The organism is Polymorphobacter multimanifer, from assembly GCF_014205635.1.
Classification (GTDB): domain Bacteria; phylum Pseudomonadota; class Alphaproteobacteria; order Sphingomonadales; family Sphingomonadaceae; genus Sandarakinorhabdus; species Sandarakinorhabdus multimanifer.
Genome location: NZ_JACIIV010000004.1, coordinates 44906 through 63877, shown reverse-complemented (window position 1 = coordinate 63877; position 18972 = coordinate 44906). Strand labels below are relative to the sequence as shown.

Sequence of the window (18972 nt, the reverse complement as noted above, 5' to 3'; positions counted from 1 at the left end):
GCTCACTGGTTGACCGCGCGCTCCAGCCATTCCGAATCGAGCCGCGGGTTGTCGAGCGCCGGATCGGGCGCCACTTCATAGGGCTCGGTCTGATAGGGCGCGTCCTCGGGGCTCAGACCATAGACCTCGGCATCGGGCTCGATCAGATAGGGGTCATCCGAGCCGATGATCTCGGTGTTGAGCGCCTCGGGCGGGGTGCCGCCCACCGCGCGCGCCATGAACTGCGCAAAGGCGCGCGCCGGTGCCAGCCCGCCGCCCAGCCCCGGCACGGCGCGCGCATCGTCGCGCCCCATCCACACGCCGGTGGTGAGCGATGTGGTGAAACCCAGAAACCAGCCGTCCTTGCTCGATGATGTGGTGCCGGTCTTGCCCGCCAGCGGCCGGCCGATCTGGGCGGCGCGCCCGGTGCCGCTCTCCACGGCCGCCTGCATCACCTGCGTCAGCCGCGCGGCGATCACCGGCGCCACCACCACCCGACCGCTCTCGTTGTCGCGCTCATACAGGATGGCCCCATCGCCGGTGCTCACCCGGGTAATGCCGAACGGCCGTGCCTCGGTGCCGTTGTTGGCGACCGTCGCATAGCTCTGTGTGAGCTCCATCAGCGTCACGTCGGAGGCCCCCAGCGCCATCGCCGGCCGACGGTCGATCGGCGTGGTGATGCCGAAACGGCGCGCCATGTCCGCCACCGCGTCGAATCCGACCTGTGCCGCCAGCGCCACCGCAACGGTGTTGGTGGATTGCGCAAACGCCTGGCGCAGCGTCAGCGGCCCCAGGAAGCGGCGGTTGAAGTTGCGCGGGCTCCAGGTGCCGATGGTGATCGGCTTGTCCTCCACCACATCCTCGGGCGTCAGCCCGGCCTCGAAGGCGGCGGCATAGACGAACAGCTTGAACGCCGATCCCGGTTGCCGCCGTGCGGTCACGGCGCGGTTGTAGTTTGAGCGCACATAATCGCGCCCGCCCACCATCGCCTTCACCGATCCGTCGCGCGCTACCGCCAGCAGCGCGCCTTCCGAGCCCTTGGGTGCTTCGGCCGCGATCGCCGCTTCGGCGGCCGCCTGGAGCCGCGGATCGAGCGTGGTGCGCACCTGCAAGGGCGCAAATGGCTCGTCGATCAATTCGTCGAGCTGGCCGATCACCCAGTCGGTGAACCAGCGCGCGCCGGCCTGGCGCGATTGCCCCACAAACGGCACCGACAGCGGATCGGCGGCTTCGGCCTCGGCAGCACTCAGCGCACCGGTGTTCACCATCACCGCCAGCACCGTGCGCGCCCGCCGGCGCGCGGCATCGGCGTTGGCGGAGGGCGCATAGCGTGACGGCGCCTGCACCAGCCCGGCGATGATCGCCGCTTCGGCGGTGGAAAGGCGCGTGGCCGGATGCCCGAAGAATTTCCGGCTGGCCGCATCGATTCCATAGGCGCCGCCGCCGAAATAGGCGCGATTGAGATAAAGCTCGAGAATCGCGTCCTTCGAGAACTTCCGTTCGAGCGCCAGCGCGAGGATGATCTCGCGGCCCTTGCGCGCAAAGGTCTTGGTCGATGTGAGGAACAGGTTGCGCGCCAGCTGCTGGGTGATCGTCGAGCCGCCCTGGCCCTTGCGTCCCGATTGCATGTTGGCAACGAACGACCGCGACATGCCGATCGGATCGACGCCGGGGTGCATGCGAAAGCGCTTGTCCTCGATCGCCACGATCGCATTCTTCATCGAATCCGGAATCGCCTCATGCGGCATCCACTCGCCATAGCTCGGTCCCAGGCTCACCAGCACCGAATTGTCGGCGGCGCGCACCTCGATCGACTGGCCATTGGGCGAGCGCTGGAGCGTGTCGTAATCGGGCAGCCCCGCATAGCTGATGGCCACGCCGATCACGAGCGCGATCAGCCCCATCAGCCCGACCACCAGCCCGGCTTGCAAAACGCCCGTCAACAGCCGCGCCGGAAAGCTGCGCTGCGGAGCGGGGGACCGGCGGGAAGGGGGACGCGACACGTGGGCCCCCTAGCGGGAAATTGCGGCGCCCGAAAGTCCGCATGCGGCCCCGCACACTGAACATCCGGGGTCCTTGGGGCAAGCCGCCCGCCGCATGCGACCGGATAGCCCGTCATGAATCATCAACTGGCCCGTTTGTCCGGCGCCAAAGCCGGTGAGCGCACGCAGGGCCTCCTGCGCCATGAAGGCGCCGATGATGCCGGCGGTCGGCCCCAGCACCCCCTGGTCGGCACAGCTCACCCCAGGCCGGTCGATGGCGGGACCGGTGAAGCACTGGTAGCAGGGGGCTTGCGGCAGATGCCCCGCAAACACCGCCACCTGCCCGTCGAACGCCCCGATGGCCCCCGATACCAGCGGGATGCCCAGCGCCACCGCCGCCGCATTGACTCGCAGGCGCGTCGCGAAACTGTCCGATCCATCGAGGATCAAGTCATGCCCCTCCAGCAGCGAAGGCGCATTGTCGGTATCGAGCCGTGCCGCCACCGGGTGCAGCGCCACATGCGGATTGAGCGCCGCCAGCCGCGCAGCCGCGGCTTCCACCTTCGGTCGGCCGATGTCGTCCACCGTGTAGAGGATCTGCCGCTGCAGATTGTCGAGGCTCACCACATCATCGTCGATCAGCGTCAGCGCGCCCACGCCGGCGGCGGCCAGATAAAGGGCTGCCGGGCACCCAAGCCCACCCATGCCCACCAGCGCCACCCGCGCCGCCTTCAGCCGCTGCTGGCCCGCACCGCCGAGCTCCTTCAGGATCAGCTGGCGGGCATAGCGGTCGAGCTCGGCGTCGGAGAGGTCAGCCACCGGTATCAGGCACCCGTCGAGCCGAACCCGCCGGACCCGCGTGCGGTATCGTCGAGCGCCGCCACCACCCGCAGCGCGGCGCGGGTGACCGGGGCCGGCACCAGCTGGGCAATGCGCATGCCGCGCTCGATGCTGATCGGATCGGCGCCGAGGTTGACGAGCAGCACCTTCACTTCGCCGCGATAGTCGCTGTCGATCGTCCCCGGCGCGTTGGCAACGGTCAGGCCATGCTTGTGCGCCAACCCCGAGCGTGGCCGCACCTGCACCTCGAAGCCCGGCGGAATCGCCATGGTCAGCCCGGTCGGCACCGCAGCCCTCGCGCCAGGCGCCAGCTCGAGCGGGGCATCAAGCGCGGCCACCACATCCATGCCGGCCGCCCCCTCGGTGGCATAGGCGGGCAAGGGCAGCCCCTCGCCATGCGGAAGCACGGTGATGGCGATGTCGATGATCATTCGGCAAGCGTCTCCACGATTCGCGCCACCAGCCGATCGGCGATCGCCGCCTTGCTCGCCGGCCCCCAATCCTCGGTCCCAGCAGCGGTGAGCAGATGCACATGGTTGGACTCGGTGCCGAACACCCCTTGCGCCACGTCGTTCGCCACCAGCCAGTCGACGCCCTTGCGTGCGCGCTTGGCCTTGGCCTTCTCCAGAAGGTCTCCGGTTTCGGCGGCAAAGCCGATCAGCAGCTGCGGTCGCTGCGGATGTACCGCAAGCCCGGCCAGGATATCGGCGTTCTCGACCAGCGACAGGGCAGGGGGGGCAGCGCCCTTCTTGATCTTCGCCGTCGCGGCATCGACCCGCCAATCAGCCACCGCCGCGACCATCACCGCGGCGTCGGCGGGCAGGGTGCGCGCCACCGCCGCCGCCATCTCGGCCGCCGTTTCCACATCGATCCGGTCCACGCCGCGCGGCGTGGGCAGCGCCACCGGCCCCGCCACCAGGCTCACCCTTGCCCCGGCAGCAGCCAGGGCGGCGGCAATGGCAAAGCCCTGCTTGCCCGAGGAGCGGTTGGCAATGAAGCGCACCGGGTCGATCGGTTCATGCGTCGGCCCGGCCGTCACCAGCACATGCCTGCCGGCGAGCGGACCATGCGCGAAATGCGCGGCCACGGCGCGCATCAGGTCGGGCACGTCCGGCAGCCGGCCCGGCCCGGTCTCGCCGCACGCCATGGCACCGGTCGCGGGCTCGATCACATGCATCCCGCGCGCGCGCAACGTCGCCACATTGGCGGATGTGGCGGCGTGCTGCCACATCCGGACGTTCATCGCAGGCGCCATCATCACCGGCGTGTCGGTGGCGAGCAGCAGCGTGGTGGCAAGATCATCCGCCATGCCTGCAGCGGCCCGCGCCATCAGATCGGCGGTGGCAGGGCAGACGAGGATCAGGTTGGCCGCTCGGCTGAGTGCGATATGCCCCATCGTGGCCTCGTCCTCGAGGTCCCACAGCGAGGTGCGCACGCGTTCCTCGGCAAGCGCAGACAGGCTGAGCGGCGTCACGAAGCGCGCCCCGCCTTCGGTCAGCACCGGCAGCACCCGCGCACCGGCGCGGCGCAGCTCGCGCAGCAGGTCGAGCGTCTTGTAGGCCGCAATGCCGCCGCCGACGATGAGCAGGATGGTGCGACCGTTCACACGCCACCCTTAGCGGCACATGCGGCCAAGCTCTAGAGGCGCTTGAAGTAGATGGTCGTCGGCGCATAGCCGCCGTGCGGCAGCATCGCATAAGCGGGAATGTCCCCCACCTTCTGCCAGCCGGACCGCGCATACAGCCGCGCCGCTCCACCACCCGAGATGGTGTCGAGCACCAGCAGCCAGCGCTCGCGTGACCGCGCCTCGGCCTCGGCTCGCGCCAGAAGCGCGGTGCCCAGTCCGGCACGCTGCTGGTCTTCCGCCACGATCAGCTTGCGAACATCCGCCCGGTGCGGCTGGTTGGGCGGCATGTCGATATCGAGCACCACAACGCCGACCACGCTCTGGCCCTGGACTGCCGCAATCACCAGATGCGCCCCGGCCTCGGCCGCCGCCAGCTCCGATGTCCAGAAGGCAAGTGCCTCCTCACGGGAAAGGCCTGCCATGAAGCTGATCGATGCACCGTCCTCAACAGCGTTCATCAACAGGTCGGCAAGCGATGGAAGCAGGTAAGCATCGCTCCCACCAGAAAGTAAACGAACATTCATAATGGATCGATAAGGCCGCCACCAACCACTGTCGATAGCTTCAAATTCACCAATTCTAAATAAATGTCTTTTGTATGGGTCAGAGCCACCAATGGCCTGCAGCAAGCCCTGATCCGGCTGCAAGGATCAGCCATGGCCAGCGCCAGCCGCTTGCGCCGCCGGTGCGCAGCGGCGGCAGGGCCTGGGTCGGCGGGGCTGCCCCCGGCACCGGGTGCTCGGCCACCCATTGCCGGAAGATGCGCGGCAGCTGCCCCAGCGCATGCACCGTCTCGGCAAGCCGGTCGGCAAGGATCGCCTCGGGGCCCAGCTCGTCGCGCACCCAGCGCCGCACATAGGGCTCGGCCATCTCCCACATGTTGACCGAAGGGTCGATCGTCAGCGCCACGCCCTCGACCATCACCATCGTCTTCTGCAGCAGCAGCAGGTGCGGCTGCACCGGCATGTCGAAGCTGCGGGTGATCGCGAACAGCCCTTCGAGCAGGTCGGTGATGGCGATTTCGCTCGCACGCCGCCCGCGAATCGGCTCGCCGACCGAGCGGAGAGCTGTGGCAAAGGCACCCACATTGTGATGCGCCGGCACATAGCCGGCTTCGAAATGGATCTCCGCCACCCGCGCATAATTGCCGGTGATGAGGCCGAACAGGATCTCTGCCAGATACATCCGCGCCCGGCGGTTCATCCGGCCCATGATGCCGAAATCGATCACCGCCAGCCGTGCGCCCTGTGCACCCTCGGGTGGAAGCACGAACAGATTGCCCTGGTGGAGATCGGCATGGAAGAAGCCCTGGCCGATCGACTGCGACAGGAACCCCTCGACCAGCACCGACGCCAGCCGCCGCCGGTCGAAATCGAGCGTCGCCAGCCTCGCGGTGTCGGAAAGCTTGATCCCGTCGATCCAGTCGATCACCAGCACCCGCCGGCTCGAAAGCGTCCAGTCGATCCCTGGCACGATGAAGTCGGGCGTGCCCAGCAGTGTCTCGGCCAGCTCCGACGCACTCGCCGCCTCGCGGCGCAGGTCGAGCTCGGTCTCGGTCCAGCCCTTGAAGGTGGCGATGACGGCGCGCGGCCGCAGCCGCGCAAACTCGCCGCCCAGCCGCTCGATATGCCCCGCACTCCATTCATAGGTGGCGATGGCGCGCGCCAGATCGGCCTCGATCCCCGGCCGCAGGATCTTGATGGCCACCTGCCGCCCCTCGGCCGTCACGCCGCGGTGTACCTGCGCCATCGAGGCAGCGCCCACCGCCACCGGGTCGATCGACTGGAATTTCGCTTGCCACGGCATCCCCAGCGCATCGTTGAGGCTGGCTTCCACCGCCGCGAAGGGCAGCGGCGGCACCTGATCCTGCAGCCGCATCAGGTCGGTCGCGGCTTCCGAGCCGATGAGGTCGGGCCGGGTGGCGAGCGCCTGGCCGAGCTTGATCGCCGCGGGGCCCACCGCTGCCAGCCCGGCGGCGAAATCGGGTTTCTGCGGCGCCCCGGCGCCGAAGCGCGCCACCCAGGCGATGATCCGCACCGCCATCGGCATGCGCGGGCCTTCGAACGGCCGCAGCGCGCCGTGGCGAGCGAGACGCCGGCCCCAGACCAGCATCCGCCAGAGGTGAATGATTGCCATCATGGCTGCAGTCAGATCTTCCAGCCGCTGTGGATCGCCACTGCCCCGCCGAGGATCGGCCGGTACTTCACCCGCGCAAAGCCGGCCGCCTCGATCATGCGCGCAAACTCCGGCATCGGCGGGAAGCGTCGGATCGATTCGATCAGATATTTGTACGAAGCCCCGTCTTTCGCCACGAACTCGCCGATCCGCGGCACCAGCTTCTCCGAATACAGGTCATACACCTCTCCGAAGCCCGGCCAGGTGGTGGTGCTGAACTCGAGGCAGAAAAAGCGCCCGCCGAAGCGCAGCACCCGGTGCGCCTCGCGCAGGGCCGCCGGAATGTCGGTCACGTTGCGGATGCCGAAGGCGATCGAATAGGCGTCATAGCTGCGATCGGGGAAGCTCAGCGTTTCCGCATTCTGCTCGCGCCACACGAGCGAGGTCAGCCCACGCGCCGCGGCGCGGTCGATGCCCACCTGCAGCATGTCGGGGTTGATGTCCGCCACGGTCACATTGGCGCCGCGCGCCGCCATGCGAAACGCGATGTCGCCGGTGCCGCCCGCCATGTCGAGCACATCCTCGCCTTCGCGCGGATTGATCTGGCGGACGAAATCATCCTTCCACAGCCGGTGGGCGCCCGCCGACATCAGGTCGTTCATGATGTCGTAGCGCCTGGCCACCGAGGCAAAGACCTCGCCCACCCGCCGGGTCTTCTCGGCGGGCGCCACATCCTCATAGCCGAAGCTGACCGTATCGCCTGTCACACACGTCTCCCGGAAGTGCCTGCGACTTAGCCCGGCCTTGGCGGATGCGCAAACGCGGCATAAAGCCTGCCCCATGCCCGAGCTCCCCGAAGTAGAGACCGTGATGCGCGGCCTGGCGCCCGCCTGGGAGGGCCAGCGCTTCGCCCGCGTCGTCCTCAACCGCGCCGATCTGCGCTGGCCCTTCCCCGATGGCCTCGGCCAGCGGCTCACAGGCGCCCGCGTGCTCGGGCTGCGCCGCCGCGCCAAATACGGCCTCGTCGATACCGATCGCGGCGAGACGCTCATCATCCACCTCGGCATGTCGGGGCGGATGCGGCTCGATCCGTCGGAGCCGCTCAAGCACGATCATGTGGTGTTCGAAACCGAGGCCGGCCGCATGGTGGCGTTCAACGATCCCCGCCGCTTCGGCGCGCTCGACCTGGTTGCCACCGACCGGCTCGCCGAGCATCCGCTCATCGCCGGAATCGGCCCCGAGCCTCTCACACCCGATTTCAACGCAGCCGTGCTCGCCAGAGCTTTTGCCGGGCGTGCCGCGCCGGCAAAAGCTTTGCTGCTCGACCAGCGGATCGTCGCGGGCCTGGGCAACATCTATGTCTGCGAAGCGCTGTTTCGCGCCGGCATCGATCCGCGCCGCGCCGGCGGCTGCATCGGCAAGGCGCGGCTTGCGGCGCTCGCCGATGCCATCCCCGCGGTGCTTGTCGAGGCAATCGCGGCGGGCGGGTCTTCGCTCCGGGATCATGCCGCCCCCGATGGCACGCTCGGCTATTTCCAGACCGGCTTCAAGGTCTATGGCCGGGTGGGCCAACCCTGCCCGGCGTGCGCGCGCCCCGTGGCCCGAATCGTCCAGTCGGGCCGCTCGACGTTTTTCTGCGAAGCCTGCCAGAAATAGCCCCGTCTCCGACCAGGGCGCTTCGGGCAAATGGCTTGACCCTTCGCCGCACCCGGCGTAAGGAGCGCGCCTTCCGGTGCGGGCTTCTTGGCCGCGCTGCAACCGATTTTGCTCCACACAGGATATCAGATGGCCAATACGCCCCAGGCTGAAAAGCGCATCCGCCGCAACGGCCGCCGTGCCGAGATCAACAAGGCGCGCGTCAGCCGCATCCGCACCTTCGTCAAGAAGGCCGAAGCCACGATCGTCGCCGGCGATGCCGATGCCGCCGCTGCTGCCTTTGCTGCTGCCCAGCCCGAGATGATGCGCGGCGTGGCCAAGGGTGTGATGCACAAGAACACCGTGGCGCGGAAGATTTCGCGCATGGCCAAGAAGGTCAAGGCGCTCGCCCAGGCCTGAGCCCCGATCAGCGCAAACGCATTTCGAGCGGCGGTGAACCACAGGTTTGCCGCCGCTTTTTCGTGCGCCCGGGCGGGGCGCAGCCATGCCTTCGAGTCGACCGATGGAGCCTGCGATTCGGCTCCCGTTCCGGGAGCTTCAATCGCTGAGATGGAACCAAAATGCTTAATGTTGCTTCTATGCGCGCGCCGGGGATGCGCGGCGGGTGACACGGGACCGTCCGAATCGCTTAACGATGTGACAGTTGCAATGTCGAACAAAAACAGCCGCTTGCCGTATCAGTCGTTAGTCGATGTCATTGAAGCGTAACGGCAGCGTCACGAAAAAACAGCGGCTTGGCGAAGCCTCGAAGCGAATTCACCAAAGTTCGTGTCAAGGCGGTTTATTCGGTCCCGATGCAATTCTGCCGCTTGCCGGGCGGCCCCGCAGCGGCTTAATTCACAGCCCGAGACGGACCCCTTGCTGCCCTACATGGCCGGCCTGGACTGATCGCCCGAACGTTCGATCCCTGACGGGGCCTCTGGCCTCGCCGGAAGGCTGCGGCCTGCGAACGGCGCCTTGTGCGCGGGTGGCAATCCAGCCTGCTTCGGGAGGCTGCGGCGGGTGAAGGCGGGCATTCAACGACCCGTGAGGGGACCCGTGAGGGGAGGGAAAACAGGCGTGGCGAGTTCGGCAGCAACATCTTCGGTTAAAGTCGCCAATCCCCTGGCGCGTGCTCTGCCCTCTGCCCATGCCACCGGCGGCGATCTCGCGATCTGGGAGCAGGTGCGCGCCGCCCTTCGCGCCGAATCGGGCGAGCGCAACTTCGAGACCTGGCTGGCGCCGCTCGCCTTTCTCGGCTGCGACGAGGGCGAGGTGCATGTCGCGGCCCCGTCCGCGTTCCTGGCCGACTGGGTCGCCAATCATTTCGCCGAGCGGCTGCGTCACCATTGGGCGCAGCGCCGCGCCGGTGTGCGGCAAGTGACGGTGTCGGTGCGGTCCGATCCTGCCCATGCAGCGCCCTCCGGCACGCCCGTGGCAGCCCCCCGCCCGCTCGCGGCCGTCCCTGCACCGGCCATGGCCGTCCCCGGCCTCAGCCTGCCTATCGAAAGCCGCTACACCTTCCAGAGCTTCGTCGTCGGCAAGTCCAACGAACTCGCCTACAATGCCGCCCAGGCCGTTGCCGAGCCGGGCGCCCCGGGCTTCAACCCGCTCTTCCTCCACGGCACCACCGGTCTGGGCAAGACCCACCTCATGCACGCCATCGGCAACGCCTATCTGGCGCGCCAGCCCGATGCGCGCGTCGTCTACATGTCGGCCGAGAAGTTCATGGTCGAGTTCCTCGCAGCCCTTCGTGCCAAGGAAGCGATCAGCTTCAAGCAGAAGCTGCGCTCGGTCGACCTGCTGATGATCGACGACGTGCAGTTCATCGCCGGCAAGGAATCGACGCAGGAAGAGTTCTTCCACACGATGAACGAGATCATCAGCGCCGGTAAGCGCCTCGTCATCACCGCCGACCGCTCGCCCCAGAATCTCGAAGGCATCGAGCAACGCATCCTCAGCCGCATGGCCTGGGGCCTTGTTGCCGACATCAACCCCGCCGATTACGAGCTCCGCCTCAACATCCTCCACGCCAAGGTCGAGGCGATGCCGCAACAGGTTGCGGTGCCCGATGACGTGATCGAGTTCCTGGCGCGCAAGATCACCGCCAACGTCCGCGAGCTCGAAGGCGCCCTCAACCGCGTCGTCGCCTATGCGGCACTCGTCAACGCACCCGTCACCCAGGAGTTCGCCCGCGAACGCCTCGCCGACCTGCTGCGTGCGCACGAACGCAAGCTCACCATCGACGATATCCAGCGCAAGGTCGCCGAGCACTACAAGCTCAAGATGGCCGACCTGCTCTCGGCACGCCGCGCCCGCGAAGTCGCCCGGCCGCGGCAGGTTGCGATGTACCTCGCCAAGAAGCTTACCCCGCGCTCGCTTCCCGAAATCGGCCGCCGCTTCGGCGGGCGCGATCACACCACGGTGATGCACGCCGTGAAGCGCATCGAGGAACTGCGCGCGGTGGACCGCGAGCTCGACGGCGATGTGATGATGCTGACGCGGCTTCTCGACGGCTGACCGCACGACCGCCATGGCGGTTGTCGATAGTATACAGTTTATGCTTTGCGCCGGGCGATCCGTCTCCTATTGTCTTGCAAAAGACCTTGGGGGACAGATCATGCAGCCAGTGAAGATCATTGCGATGGCGGTATTGGCGAGTGCGGCACCCGCATCGGCCGGGCCGACCGACTGGCCCACATCCAACCAGGGCCTCGCCGGGCAGCGCCATTCGGGACTTGCCGAAATCGATGCCGGCAATGTGACGAAGCTTCGCGAGGCCTGGGTGTATCACATGAAGCCGGCCGACGGGTCGGCGGGTACGCGGCTGGTGACGGCGGAAACCGTGCCCCTCATCATCGGCGGCACCATGTTCGTCTCCACGCCCTATGGTCGCGTGGTGGCACTCGACGGGGCGACGGGCACCGAAAAATGGACCTTCACCCTGCCCGACAACGAGCGTCCGGCCGTGCGCGGCGTTGCCTATTGGCCCGGAGACAAGGCTGGCGGACGCGGCAAGCCGGCGGTGATCGTGGGCACCCGCTCGGGCCGGATCTACTCGCTCGATGCCACAACGGGTGCCGTGGCAACGGACTTCGGAACCGGCGGCTACATCAACCTGCGAACGCCCGATGTCATGCCCACGGGAATTGAAAAGCCCTATGTGCTGGCGGCAACGCCATTCGTCTTCAAGAACCTGATCATCACCGGCGGCGGCAGCCCGGACCAGGCCGCGGCACTTGGTCCGCTCGGCGATGTGCGCGCCTGGGATGTCCGAACCGGCAAGCTGGTCTGGCAGTTCCACACCGTGCCGCGGCCGGGCGAAATCGGCCACGAGACCTGGGGCGGGGAGAGCTGGAAGGACCGCGCCGGCGCCAATGTCTGGGGCTATTTCACCGCGGACGAGGCGCGTGGGCTGCTCTACATGCCGGTGGGCGCACCCAACAACGACCGCATGGGAATCGACCGGCCGGGCGACAATCTGTTCGGCAGTTCGGTCGTGGCGGTGAATGCCGCCACCGGCAAATATGTCTGGCATTTCCAGGTGACGCATCACGACATCTGGGATTGGGACGCCGCCTCGCAGCCGGTGCTGTTCGATGTGAAGAAGGCCGGCCGCACCATTCCGGCGGTGGCGACGGTCAACAAGAACGCGCTCATGTTCATTCTCGATCGGCGCACCGGCAAGCCGATATTCGGCGTCGAGGAGCGCCCGGCACCGCCCACGAACGTGCCCGGCGAACGCACCAGCCCGACCCAGCCCTGGCCGGTGAAGCCCGAGCCGCTGGCGCAGACGAGCCTGTCACGCGACAATCTCTACAAGGATACGCCCGAGCACAAGGCATGGTGCGAAGCGCTGGTGGACGACAACAACATGATGCTCGGGGCCACACCCTATCAGCCGATCCTGCTCGAGAGATACACGGTCAACCTGCCGGGCACCCAGGGCGGCGTGAATTATTATGGCGGCGCGTTCGACCCCCGGCTCGGGCTTTTCGTCGTCAATGTCAGCAACCTGGCGCAGCCGATGCGCATGGTGAAGATGCCCGATGGCAACTATGCCAACTCCGGGCCGCTCGCCGGGACACGGCGCTTCTGGAACCCGGAGAATCACCTTCCCTGCGGGCCCACACCCTGGGGCCAGCTTGTGGCCGTCAACGTCAACACCGGCGAGATCGCGTGGCGGTCGACGCTCGGGGTCACCGACAGCCTCCCCCAGGGCAAGCAGGCGACCGGCCGCCCCGGGCTCGGCGGCGCCATCACCACCGCGAGCGGGCTGACATTCGTCGGCGCCACCGACGATGCCCGCTTCCGCGCCTTCGACACCGCCACCGGCAAGGAAATCTGGACCTACAGGCTGCGCGGCTCGGCCAGCGCCACGCCGGCCACCTACAAGGGCGGCGATGGCCGCCAATATGTCGCCGTCATGGCCACCGGCGGCGGCCAGATCGGCGCAGAACTCACCACCGATGAGCTGGTGGCGTTCAGCCTGCCGCGCTGACGTGGAGGATTTTTGCCTCCGGCGGCTGGGGCTTCGAGCCCCAGACCCCGTTCATGTGCCGTCGCTATACCAGGTTGCCGGAGGTCTTTTGCTGGAGTGTTCCCCATGCGTAACCTGATAGTGTTCAGCGCAGTCCTCGCATTCGGCGTGGCAGCCGCTGCGCAGGCGCCGGTTGCGCTGACCGTTGAGCAACTGGCACAGTTTCCGCCCGGGGAGGGGCGCGAGGCGACGGTGCGGGTGTGCTCGGGCTGTCATGAGCCTGAGATCATGACGCAGCAGCGGCTGGCGCCGGCGGACTGGGCGCGGGTGGTCGATACGATGGCCGGCAACGGTGCGCAGGGCACCGATGCCGATTTCGATGCAATCACGGCGTATCTGTCGAAGGCGTTTCCGGCGGAGTAGCCTTTGGCCTCCGGCGGCTGGGGCCTTAGGCCCCAGACCCCGTAAAGGGCGTATCGCCAGTTTCGAACGGACCGGGTCATCCCCCCATCGCACACAAAAAGACGCCAGCCGCAATGCCGGGTGTCGGCACGCGCTGGCGCAGTGGGCGGCCGGGATGCATGCCATCCCGGCCGGGGGACCTAGGTCAGAACTGGGCGCGCGCACCGACGACGAAATAGCGGCCCATCACGTCATGCTGCGCCTGCAGATAGGCCGGAAATTGTGTGGGCTGCCCATTGTTCTGGGGCACGAACACGAACTTGTCGAAGAGGTTCTGCGCGTTGAGGAAGAACGTAACCTTGTTGTTGCCCATCAAAACGTCCTGCGAAATGTTGGCGTTGAGATAGGCGACCGGCGGGATCCGGTTGTTGGTGACGAACACGTTCTGCTGCAGCGTGTAGAACAGTGTGCCCAGGTAACGCACGTCGAGCCCGAAGTTGAAGCCGTCCCGCGAGTAATCGACCGACGCCGTGAACCGATGTTTGGGAAGGCCGGCGGCGGCACCGGCAAGGATCTGCGGATCCGCTCCCGGGGTCGAAGAGGCCGTGAATTTCGGCGTGTAGTTACCGAGGAGGCGAAGATCGACCCGGCCTTCGCCGAGGCCAAGGCGATAGTTCAGCTCATAGTCGATGCCTTCGGTCACCACGCTGGCCTGGTTGAACGGCGCGGTGGTGATGGTGAGCGGGAAGTTGGCCGGTGACCGGTCTGCGAAGGGCAGCGGCCGGTTGATGAAGGCGCAGGTGGGGCCGGTGCCGTTCGAATCCTCGCACAGCTGGTTGATGAGCCCGGTGCCGGGCCGCGAAATCTGATCGCGGATCCGGATCTTGAAATAGTCCACCGACACCGAGAAGTTGCGGAAGAAGCTCGGCTGCCAGATCGCGCCGACGGTAATGGTGCGCGCGATTTCCGGCTGCAAATCGGGATTGCCGGCGTTGAGGGTGATGATGTTGGTGTTCACGCCGGTGTGAACATCGTTGAAGTTGCCGCGGGTCGATCCGACGCCCTGGAACAGCTCGTACAACGTGGGTGCGCGAATATCCTGCGACCAGGTACCACGGAAGCGCAACTCCTGCACCGGCGACCAGCTGCCGCCAATCTTCCAGGCCCAGATGCCACCGGTGACGCTGTAATCGGTGTAGCGGACGGCACCGTTGACATCGAGACGATCGAAGAACGGCTGGTCGGCGAGCAGCGGCACCGCGATTTCGCCATAGACTTCGCCGATGTTCTGCTTGCCGAAGCTGTTGCCGACGTTGGTCGAGTTCCAGCGCAGGTTGAACGGCAGCGCCGCAGTGCGCAGCCCCTCCGGTATGCCATTGAGATTGGCGGGGTTGGTGGCGGAACTCTCGCTGAACCCTGGCTCGTACAGTGGGATCGGCCGGCTCGGATCGACGTTGGAGATTTGTTCGAGCCGTTGCCGGCGATATTCACCGCCGACCGCGAAGTTTACAGTGCCCGCCGGCAGCTCGAAAAGGCCGCCGGAGACGTTGGCAGCGAACGCCGTCTGCCGTTGATCGACCTCGTAGCGCGATGGCTCATCCTGGAAATAGCTGTACGATTCGGCCGATGGCGAGCCGTTGCCGAACGGGTTCCAGGGCTTGCAGCCCGGGAACAGCCCCGGCAGCGTCACGTCCGATCGACAGATAATGTTGCCGTTGCGCGGTCCGCCTGCCAGTTGGCCGGCATCGACGGCGTCGAGCGATGCAAACCATTTCGGCTGGTCGAAATTGCCGAAATGCTCGGTCTGGAGCTTCGACTGGCCATGGCTGAAATTGATGCTCCAGTTGATGCTGTCATAGTTGCCCTTGAAGCCGCCGAGCACGGTCCATGCCTTGTTGTTGGTCAGCACCAACTTGGGAGCCTGGTCGGCCTCGACGCGGCTGGCGACAAAGGAGGATACGCCCTCGGCGCGCATCGTATCCGCGACAAAAGTGGGCAGAAATGCGTTGTCGGAGAATATCTGGAAGGAATCGAACTGCGTTCCCGCGCCGACGGTCACATAACGCGTGTCGGCGTCGCTGTAGCTGCCCTGAAGGAAGGCCGAAACATTGTCGCTGAATTCATAGTCGGCGCGGCCGAAGCCCTGCTTGGTCTCGACGTCGGACGTCAGGCTTGCGCCGAAGGTCACCGAGGTGTCGGCGCCGCCGACGTTGTAGAACGGCGTTCCGGTCGGTGTCCCGAGATCGGCGCGCTTGACACCCTGGGCGGAGACCGGCCCGCCGACCAGTGTCGGCTCGAAGGTGAAACCGGTGAGGCTGAAGGCGCGGCCTCCGGAGCGAAGCTCCGACTGGGCGTTGGTGCGGCCATTGCCGATCAACGTGCCATAGGTGCCGCGGGCCAAACGGACGTTGAACATCGGCGTAAAGGGGTTTTCGGGACAGGCGCCGGCCGCACAGGGCCGGGCCGGATTGGCGCCGACATTGACCCAGCCGCCTTGATAGTCACCGCCGAATGGACGGCCTTCGCTGGTGGGGACACCGGGCTGGTTGAAATAATCGAAGCTGGCTTCGAGGTGCAGGCGATTGTCCATGAAGAACTTGCCGCCAGCAATGGCGAAGCGCTGCTGCTCGCCGTCGCCGCGGCTCGAAATGCCTGTCTGCGCCGATGCCTTGACGCCCTCGAACTTGGTATCGAGGATGAAGTTCACCACGCCGGCGACGGCATCGGAACCATAGGCAGCCGACGCGCCGCCGGTCACGACATCGACGCGCTGGATGAGCGCCTGCGGGATGATGTTGGCATCGGTTGTGCCATCGAAGCTTGTTGGCGGCAGCCGCTGGCCATCGAGCAGCAGCAGCGTCTCGATGGCCCCCAGCCTGCGCAGGTTGAGGTAGTTGCCCGCAGACGGCGTGCCGCCTTGCCCGGACCTGACATTGGCGCCGGCCGTGCCGACAAACTGCGGCAGCCGGTTGAGGCCGGCGGCGATCGATTCGGGCGCTTTTTTCAACAGTTCGGTGGTGGTCACCACCGTCACCGGCGTCGGCGCGCTATAGCCATTTGCAACAATACGCGATCCTGTGACAACCATCTCCTGTTCGGCGCCACTCTGCGACGCCGCACTTGCGGTACCGACCCTTTCGGCGTCCCGATCGTCGGACCTGGTGATCACCGGGTTCTGCAGAGGTTGATCGGTTGTCGATCGCCCGACCGAGGGTGACGGACCGGCCGGGATGCCGACCGTCTGCGCCTGTGCTGCGCCGACGGCGGCCCCGCAGGTGCCCAGCAGAAATCCGGCACGGAGCCATGCATTGATTTTCACGAGATTCCCCTCCCCTTGCTGACGTGATCTGACAGAGCAAACTGCTCTCCGCCACGTTCATCTGTATATTGTGTGTAATTCCGGTGGTTCGTCAACCGCCTTATTTGCATTGGGCAAATTCGGCAATTCGGTAAGGAATCGTCCACATGGCTTGCAGGGTCAGACGGAATCGGTACAGACACCCTCCATGCTCACGCACCGCCGCGGGAGGCCCATCCGTCGAGGGTCTGAGCCGCGCGTTGACAGCGTCCCATATGTATTTAGCATACATCAGAGATGTTTGAGCAGGTCGGGTCAGCCGGGCCGCCGACACGTCCGGGGAGTGACGTCGATGCGCATGATTTTGGTCGCCACATGGGGTGCCACCTTGATTGCTGCTGGTGCCACGGCGGAGGTCGCGTACGCGCAGCCGGCTGCCGATTCGCCGCGCATTCCCGGCCAGAACTCTGATGGCTTGCGTGTCTATCTGCGCGCCGGCCTCAAGACTCATGCAGCCGGCGAGCATGACTATCCGCAGTTTCTCGCCGACTGGTCCAAGCTTCTCACCGAGCGCGGCGCGGTGGTCGACGGGTCGTTCCACGCCCCCAGCGCCAGCGAGCTGGCGAACACCGATGTCGTTGTCATGTACAAGGGCGATGCCGGCTACATGACCGACGATGAGCGGGCAGCACTCCGGGCCTTCATCAAGCGCGGCGGCGGGTTGGTGACGCTGCACGATCCGCTGTGCGGCCCCGATCCCGAGGAGTTCGCGTCCTATGTCGGCGGCGCCAAGAAGCATGGCGAGGTCAATTATACCCTCGGCGCCGACATCCCGCTGTCGATCGTCGACAAGAGCTCGCCGATCATGAAGGGCATGACCGACATCACGCTCTTCGACGAAGCCTTTTACAAGATGACCTGGGCCAAGGCGCCAGCGATCCATGTCCTCGCCACCACGAAGATTCCCGATACGCCGGCAGCCCGCCGCGGCGGCGGGGTCGGCCAGGTGGTGCCCCAGGTGTGGACCTATGAGCACAGCCTCGAGGACGGGGTGCCGGCCCGCGCCTTTGTCTGGATGCAGGGCCACACCTACGAGAATTTCGCCAAGCCGCAGATCCGCGACATGCTGCTGCGCGGCATCGCCTGGGCCGGCAAGCAGCCGGTCGATTCACTGGTTGATTATGTGCCCCCCGCGCGCCCGCAGCGCGGCGGTGCGGCGGGCAAGTGATGCGTGTTCTGCTCGCCGCCATGTTGCTCTCCGCGCCGGCCGCTGCCGCCGACTATGTTGTCGTCCGCAATGAGCTGATCGTCGCCGCGCCCGCCGATGCCGTCTGGGCGCGCGTCGGCGGCTATTGCGCCATTGCCGAATGGCTGCCGACAACATGCACGCTGGAAGGTTCGGGTGAGCCCGGTCTCGTGCGAAAGCTCGTCAACGGCACCGTTGTCGAACCGATGGTCGCGAGGACAGCGCGCTCCTACACCTACTGGCAGACTGTCGGAAACCTTGCTGCCGCCGGGTTGCACGGCACGCTGGCCGCCGAGCCCGGTGGCAAGAAAGATAGCGAAACAAGGCTCAGCTACACGCTGGTCTACGATCAGGCGGCGCTGGCATCCGACGCGCTGCGGATTTCCGAGCGGGCCAGGCTGCAGGCCCGGTTCGCCCAGGCACTGCAGTCGATGAAGGCCCTCGCCGAAGCCCGCTGACGCCGGTCAGCCCGGCCAGCGCCGCACCTGCTGCCGCTGCGCGCCCAGCCCCGCGATCCCGAGCGTCATCACATCCCCTTCGGCCAGATAGACCGGGGGCTTGCGCCCCATGCCGACGCCGAACGGCGTGCCGGTGCTGATGATGTCGCCGGCCTGCAGCGACATGAACTGGCTCAGATAATGGACGATATGCGGCACGTTGAAGATCAGCGTCGACGTGTTGCCGGTCTGCATGCGCACGCCGTTCACATCGAGCCACATGTCGAGATTGTCGATATCTGCCACCTCATCGAGCGTCACCAGCCATGGCCCGAATGGCCCGAAGGTATCGCAGCCCTTGCCCTTGTCCCACTGGCCGCCCCGCTCGAGCTGATATTCGCGCTCCGACAGGTCGTTGACCACGCACAGCCCCGCCACATGATCCATGGCATCGGCTTCGGATACGTAGCGGCAATCCTTGCCGATCACGACACCAAGCTCCACTTCCCAGTCGCTCTTCATCGAAGTGGGCGGCAGCAGCACGTCATCATCGGGTCCGATGATCGCCGACGTCGCTTTCATGAACACGATCGGCTCCGAAGGGATCGGCATGCCGGCCTCGATCGCATGGTCGCGGTAGTTGAGACCGATGCAGACAAATTTGCCCACCCGCGCCACCGGCTCGGCAATCCGCCCCGGCTCGGCCACATGCGGCAGGCTGGCAAGGTCGATCCCCGCCATGATGACGTCGCGTTGTGCAAGGAAGCTGCCATCGATGTCGGTGACATGCGCCGACAGGCACCGCACCTGCCCCTCGGCGTCGAGCACCGCAGGCTTCTCCTGGCCGCGTGGGCCATAACGCAGGAATTTCATCGCAGATCCTTCGATTGCAGGGAGAGAAACACGGGCGACCCCGCACCGGCAGGCCGGG

Annotated in this window: 16 protein-coding genes; 7 read left to right on the top strand and 9 right to left on the bottom strand. The window is 66.5% G+C overall.

What is annotated here, in order from left to right; translation table 11 throughout:
* Window positions 1-2: 2 nt before the first annotated feature.
* The 7 genes from FHS79_RS03330 to FHS79_RS03300 form a co-directional block, all read right to left on the bottom strand.
* Window positions 3-1982 carry a transglycosylase domain-containing protein gene (locus tag FHS79_RS03330; protein WP_341534408.1) on the bottom strand — a complete coding sequence of 660 codons (1980 nt, stop codon included), beginning with the start codon at window positions 1980-1982 and terminating at the stop codon, window positions 3-5.
* Window positions 1983-1991: 9 nt separating this feature from the next.
* Window positions 1992-2780: a HesA/MoeB/ThiF family protein gene (locus FHS79_RS03325; protein ID WP_184195368.1), complete on the bottom strand. Its 789-nt coding sequence runs from the start codon at window positions 2778-2780 to the stop codon at window positions 1992-1994.
* A 5-nt stretch (window positions 2781-2785) separates the two neighbouring features.
* Window positions 2786-3232, bottom strand: coding sequence for a dUTP diphosphatase (gene dut / locus FHS79_RS03320; protein ID WP_184195365.1), 447 nt, complete (start codon window positions 3230-3232; stop codon window positions 2786-2788).
* Complete coding sequence (gene coaBC / locus FHS79_RS03315; RefSeq protein WP_184195362.1) at window positions 3229-4407, bottom strand: bifunctional phosphopantothenoylcysteine decarboxylase/phosphopantothenate--cysteine ligase CoaBC; 1179 nt, start codon at window positions 4405-4407, stop codon at window positions 3229-3231. The genes dut and coaBC overlap by 4 nt, the downstream gene beginning before the upstream one ends.
* A 32-nt stretch (window positions 4408-4439) precedes the next feature.
* Window positions 4440-4886, bottom strand: a complete 447-nt coding sequence (locus FHS79_RS03310; protein WP_184195359.1) for a GNAT family N-acetyltransferase — start codon at window positions 4884-4886, stop codon at window positions 4440-4442.
* 145 nt (window positions 4887-5031) lie between these two features.
* Window positions 5032-6567: an AarF/UbiB family protein gene (locus FHS79_RS03305; RefSeq protein WP_184195355.1), complete on the bottom strand. Its 1536-nt coding sequence runs from the start codon at window positions 6565-6567 to the stop codon at window positions 5032-5034.
* Window positions 6568-6575: 8 nt separating this feature from the next.
* The gene (locus FHS79_RS03300; RefSeq protein ID WP_243453390.1) at window positions 6576-7310 is read right to left on the bottom strand and encodes a class I SAM-dependent methyltransferase; all 735 of its coding nucleotides are present in this window, start codon (window positions 7308-7310) and stop codon (window positions 6576-6578) included.
* Window positions 7311-7383: 73 nt separating this feature from the next.
* Between FHS79_RS03300 and mutM the strand changes: the two genes are divergently transcribed.
* The 5 genes from mutM to FHS79_RS03275 all read left to right on the top strand — a co-directional run bounded on the left by mutM (window position 7384) and on the right by FHS79_RS03275 (window position 13081).
* The gene (gene mutM / locus FHS79_RS03295; protein ID WP_184195349.1) at window positions 7384-8199 is read left to right on the top strand and encodes a bifunctional DNA-formamidopyrimidine glycosylase/DNA-(apurinic or apyrimidinic site) lyase; all 816 of its coding nucleotides are present in this window, start codon (window positions 7384-7386) and stop codon (window positions 8197-8199) included.
* 129 nt (window positions 8200-8328) lie between these two features.
* Entirely contained in the window at window positions 8329-8598 is a 270-nt protein-coding gene (gene rpsT / locus FHS79_RS03290) for a 30S ribosomal protein S20 (RefSeq protein WP_184195345.1), read from the top strand.
* Between the two features lie 705 nt (window positions 8599-9303).
* Entirely contained in the window at window positions 9304-10698 is a 1395-nt protein-coding gene (gene dnaA / locus FHS79_RS03285; protein ID WP_184195606.1) for a chromosomal replication initiator protein DnaA, read from the top strand.
* A gap of 109 nt (window positions 10699-10807) precedes the next feature.
* On the top strand, window positions 10808-12679 hold the full coding sequence (locus FHS79_RS03280; RefSeq protein ID WP_184195342.1) for an outer membrane protein assembly factor BamB family protein: 1872 nt from the start codon (window positions 10808-10810) through the stop codon (window positions 12677-12679).
* 105 nt (window positions 12680-12784) lie between these two features.
* Window positions 12785-13081, top strand: a complete 297-nt coding sequence (locus FHS79_RS03275; RefSeq protein ID WP_184195340.1) for a c-type cytochrome — start codon at window positions 12785-12787, stop codon at window positions 13079-13081.
* Window positions 13082-13265: 184 nt separating this feature from the next.
* Here FHS79_RS03275 and FHS79_RS03270 read toward each other — a convergent pair whose 3' ends face one another.
* Window positions 13266-16379, bottom strand: a complete 3114-nt coding sequence (locus FHS79_RS03270; protein WP_184195337.1) for a TonB-dependent receptor domain-containing protein — start codon at window positions 16377-16379, stop codon at window positions 13266-13268.
* Between the two features lie 331 nt (window positions 16380-16710).
* Here FHS79_RS03270 and FHS79_RS03265 point away from each other — a divergent pair, with 331 nt between their 5' ends.
* Together FHS79_RS03265 and FHS79_RS03260 are read left to right on the top strand one after the other, a co-directional pair.
* Entirely contained in the window at window positions 16711-17586 is an 876-nt protein-coding gene (locus FHS79_RS03265) for a ThuA domain-containing protein (RefSeq protein WP_184195334.1), read from the top strand.
* Window positions 17586-18062 (top strand): SRPBCC family protein, encoded by a 477-nt coding sequence (locus FHS79_RS03260; protein WP_184195331.1) that lies wholly within the window; start codon window positions 17586-17588, stop codon window positions 18060-18062. The genes FHS79_RS03265 and FHS79_RS03260 overlap by 1 nt, the downstream gene beginning before the upstream one ends.
* A gap of 6 nt (window positions 18063-18068) precedes the next feature.
* Here FHS79_RS03260 and FHS79_RS03255 read toward each other — a convergent pair whose 3' ends face one another.
* Entirely contained in the window at window positions 18069-18914 is an 846-nt protein-coding gene (locus tag FHS79_RS03255) for a fumarylacetoacetate hydrolase family protein (protein WP_184195329.1), read from the bottom strand.
* Window positions 18915-18972 lie beyond the last annotated feature (58 nt).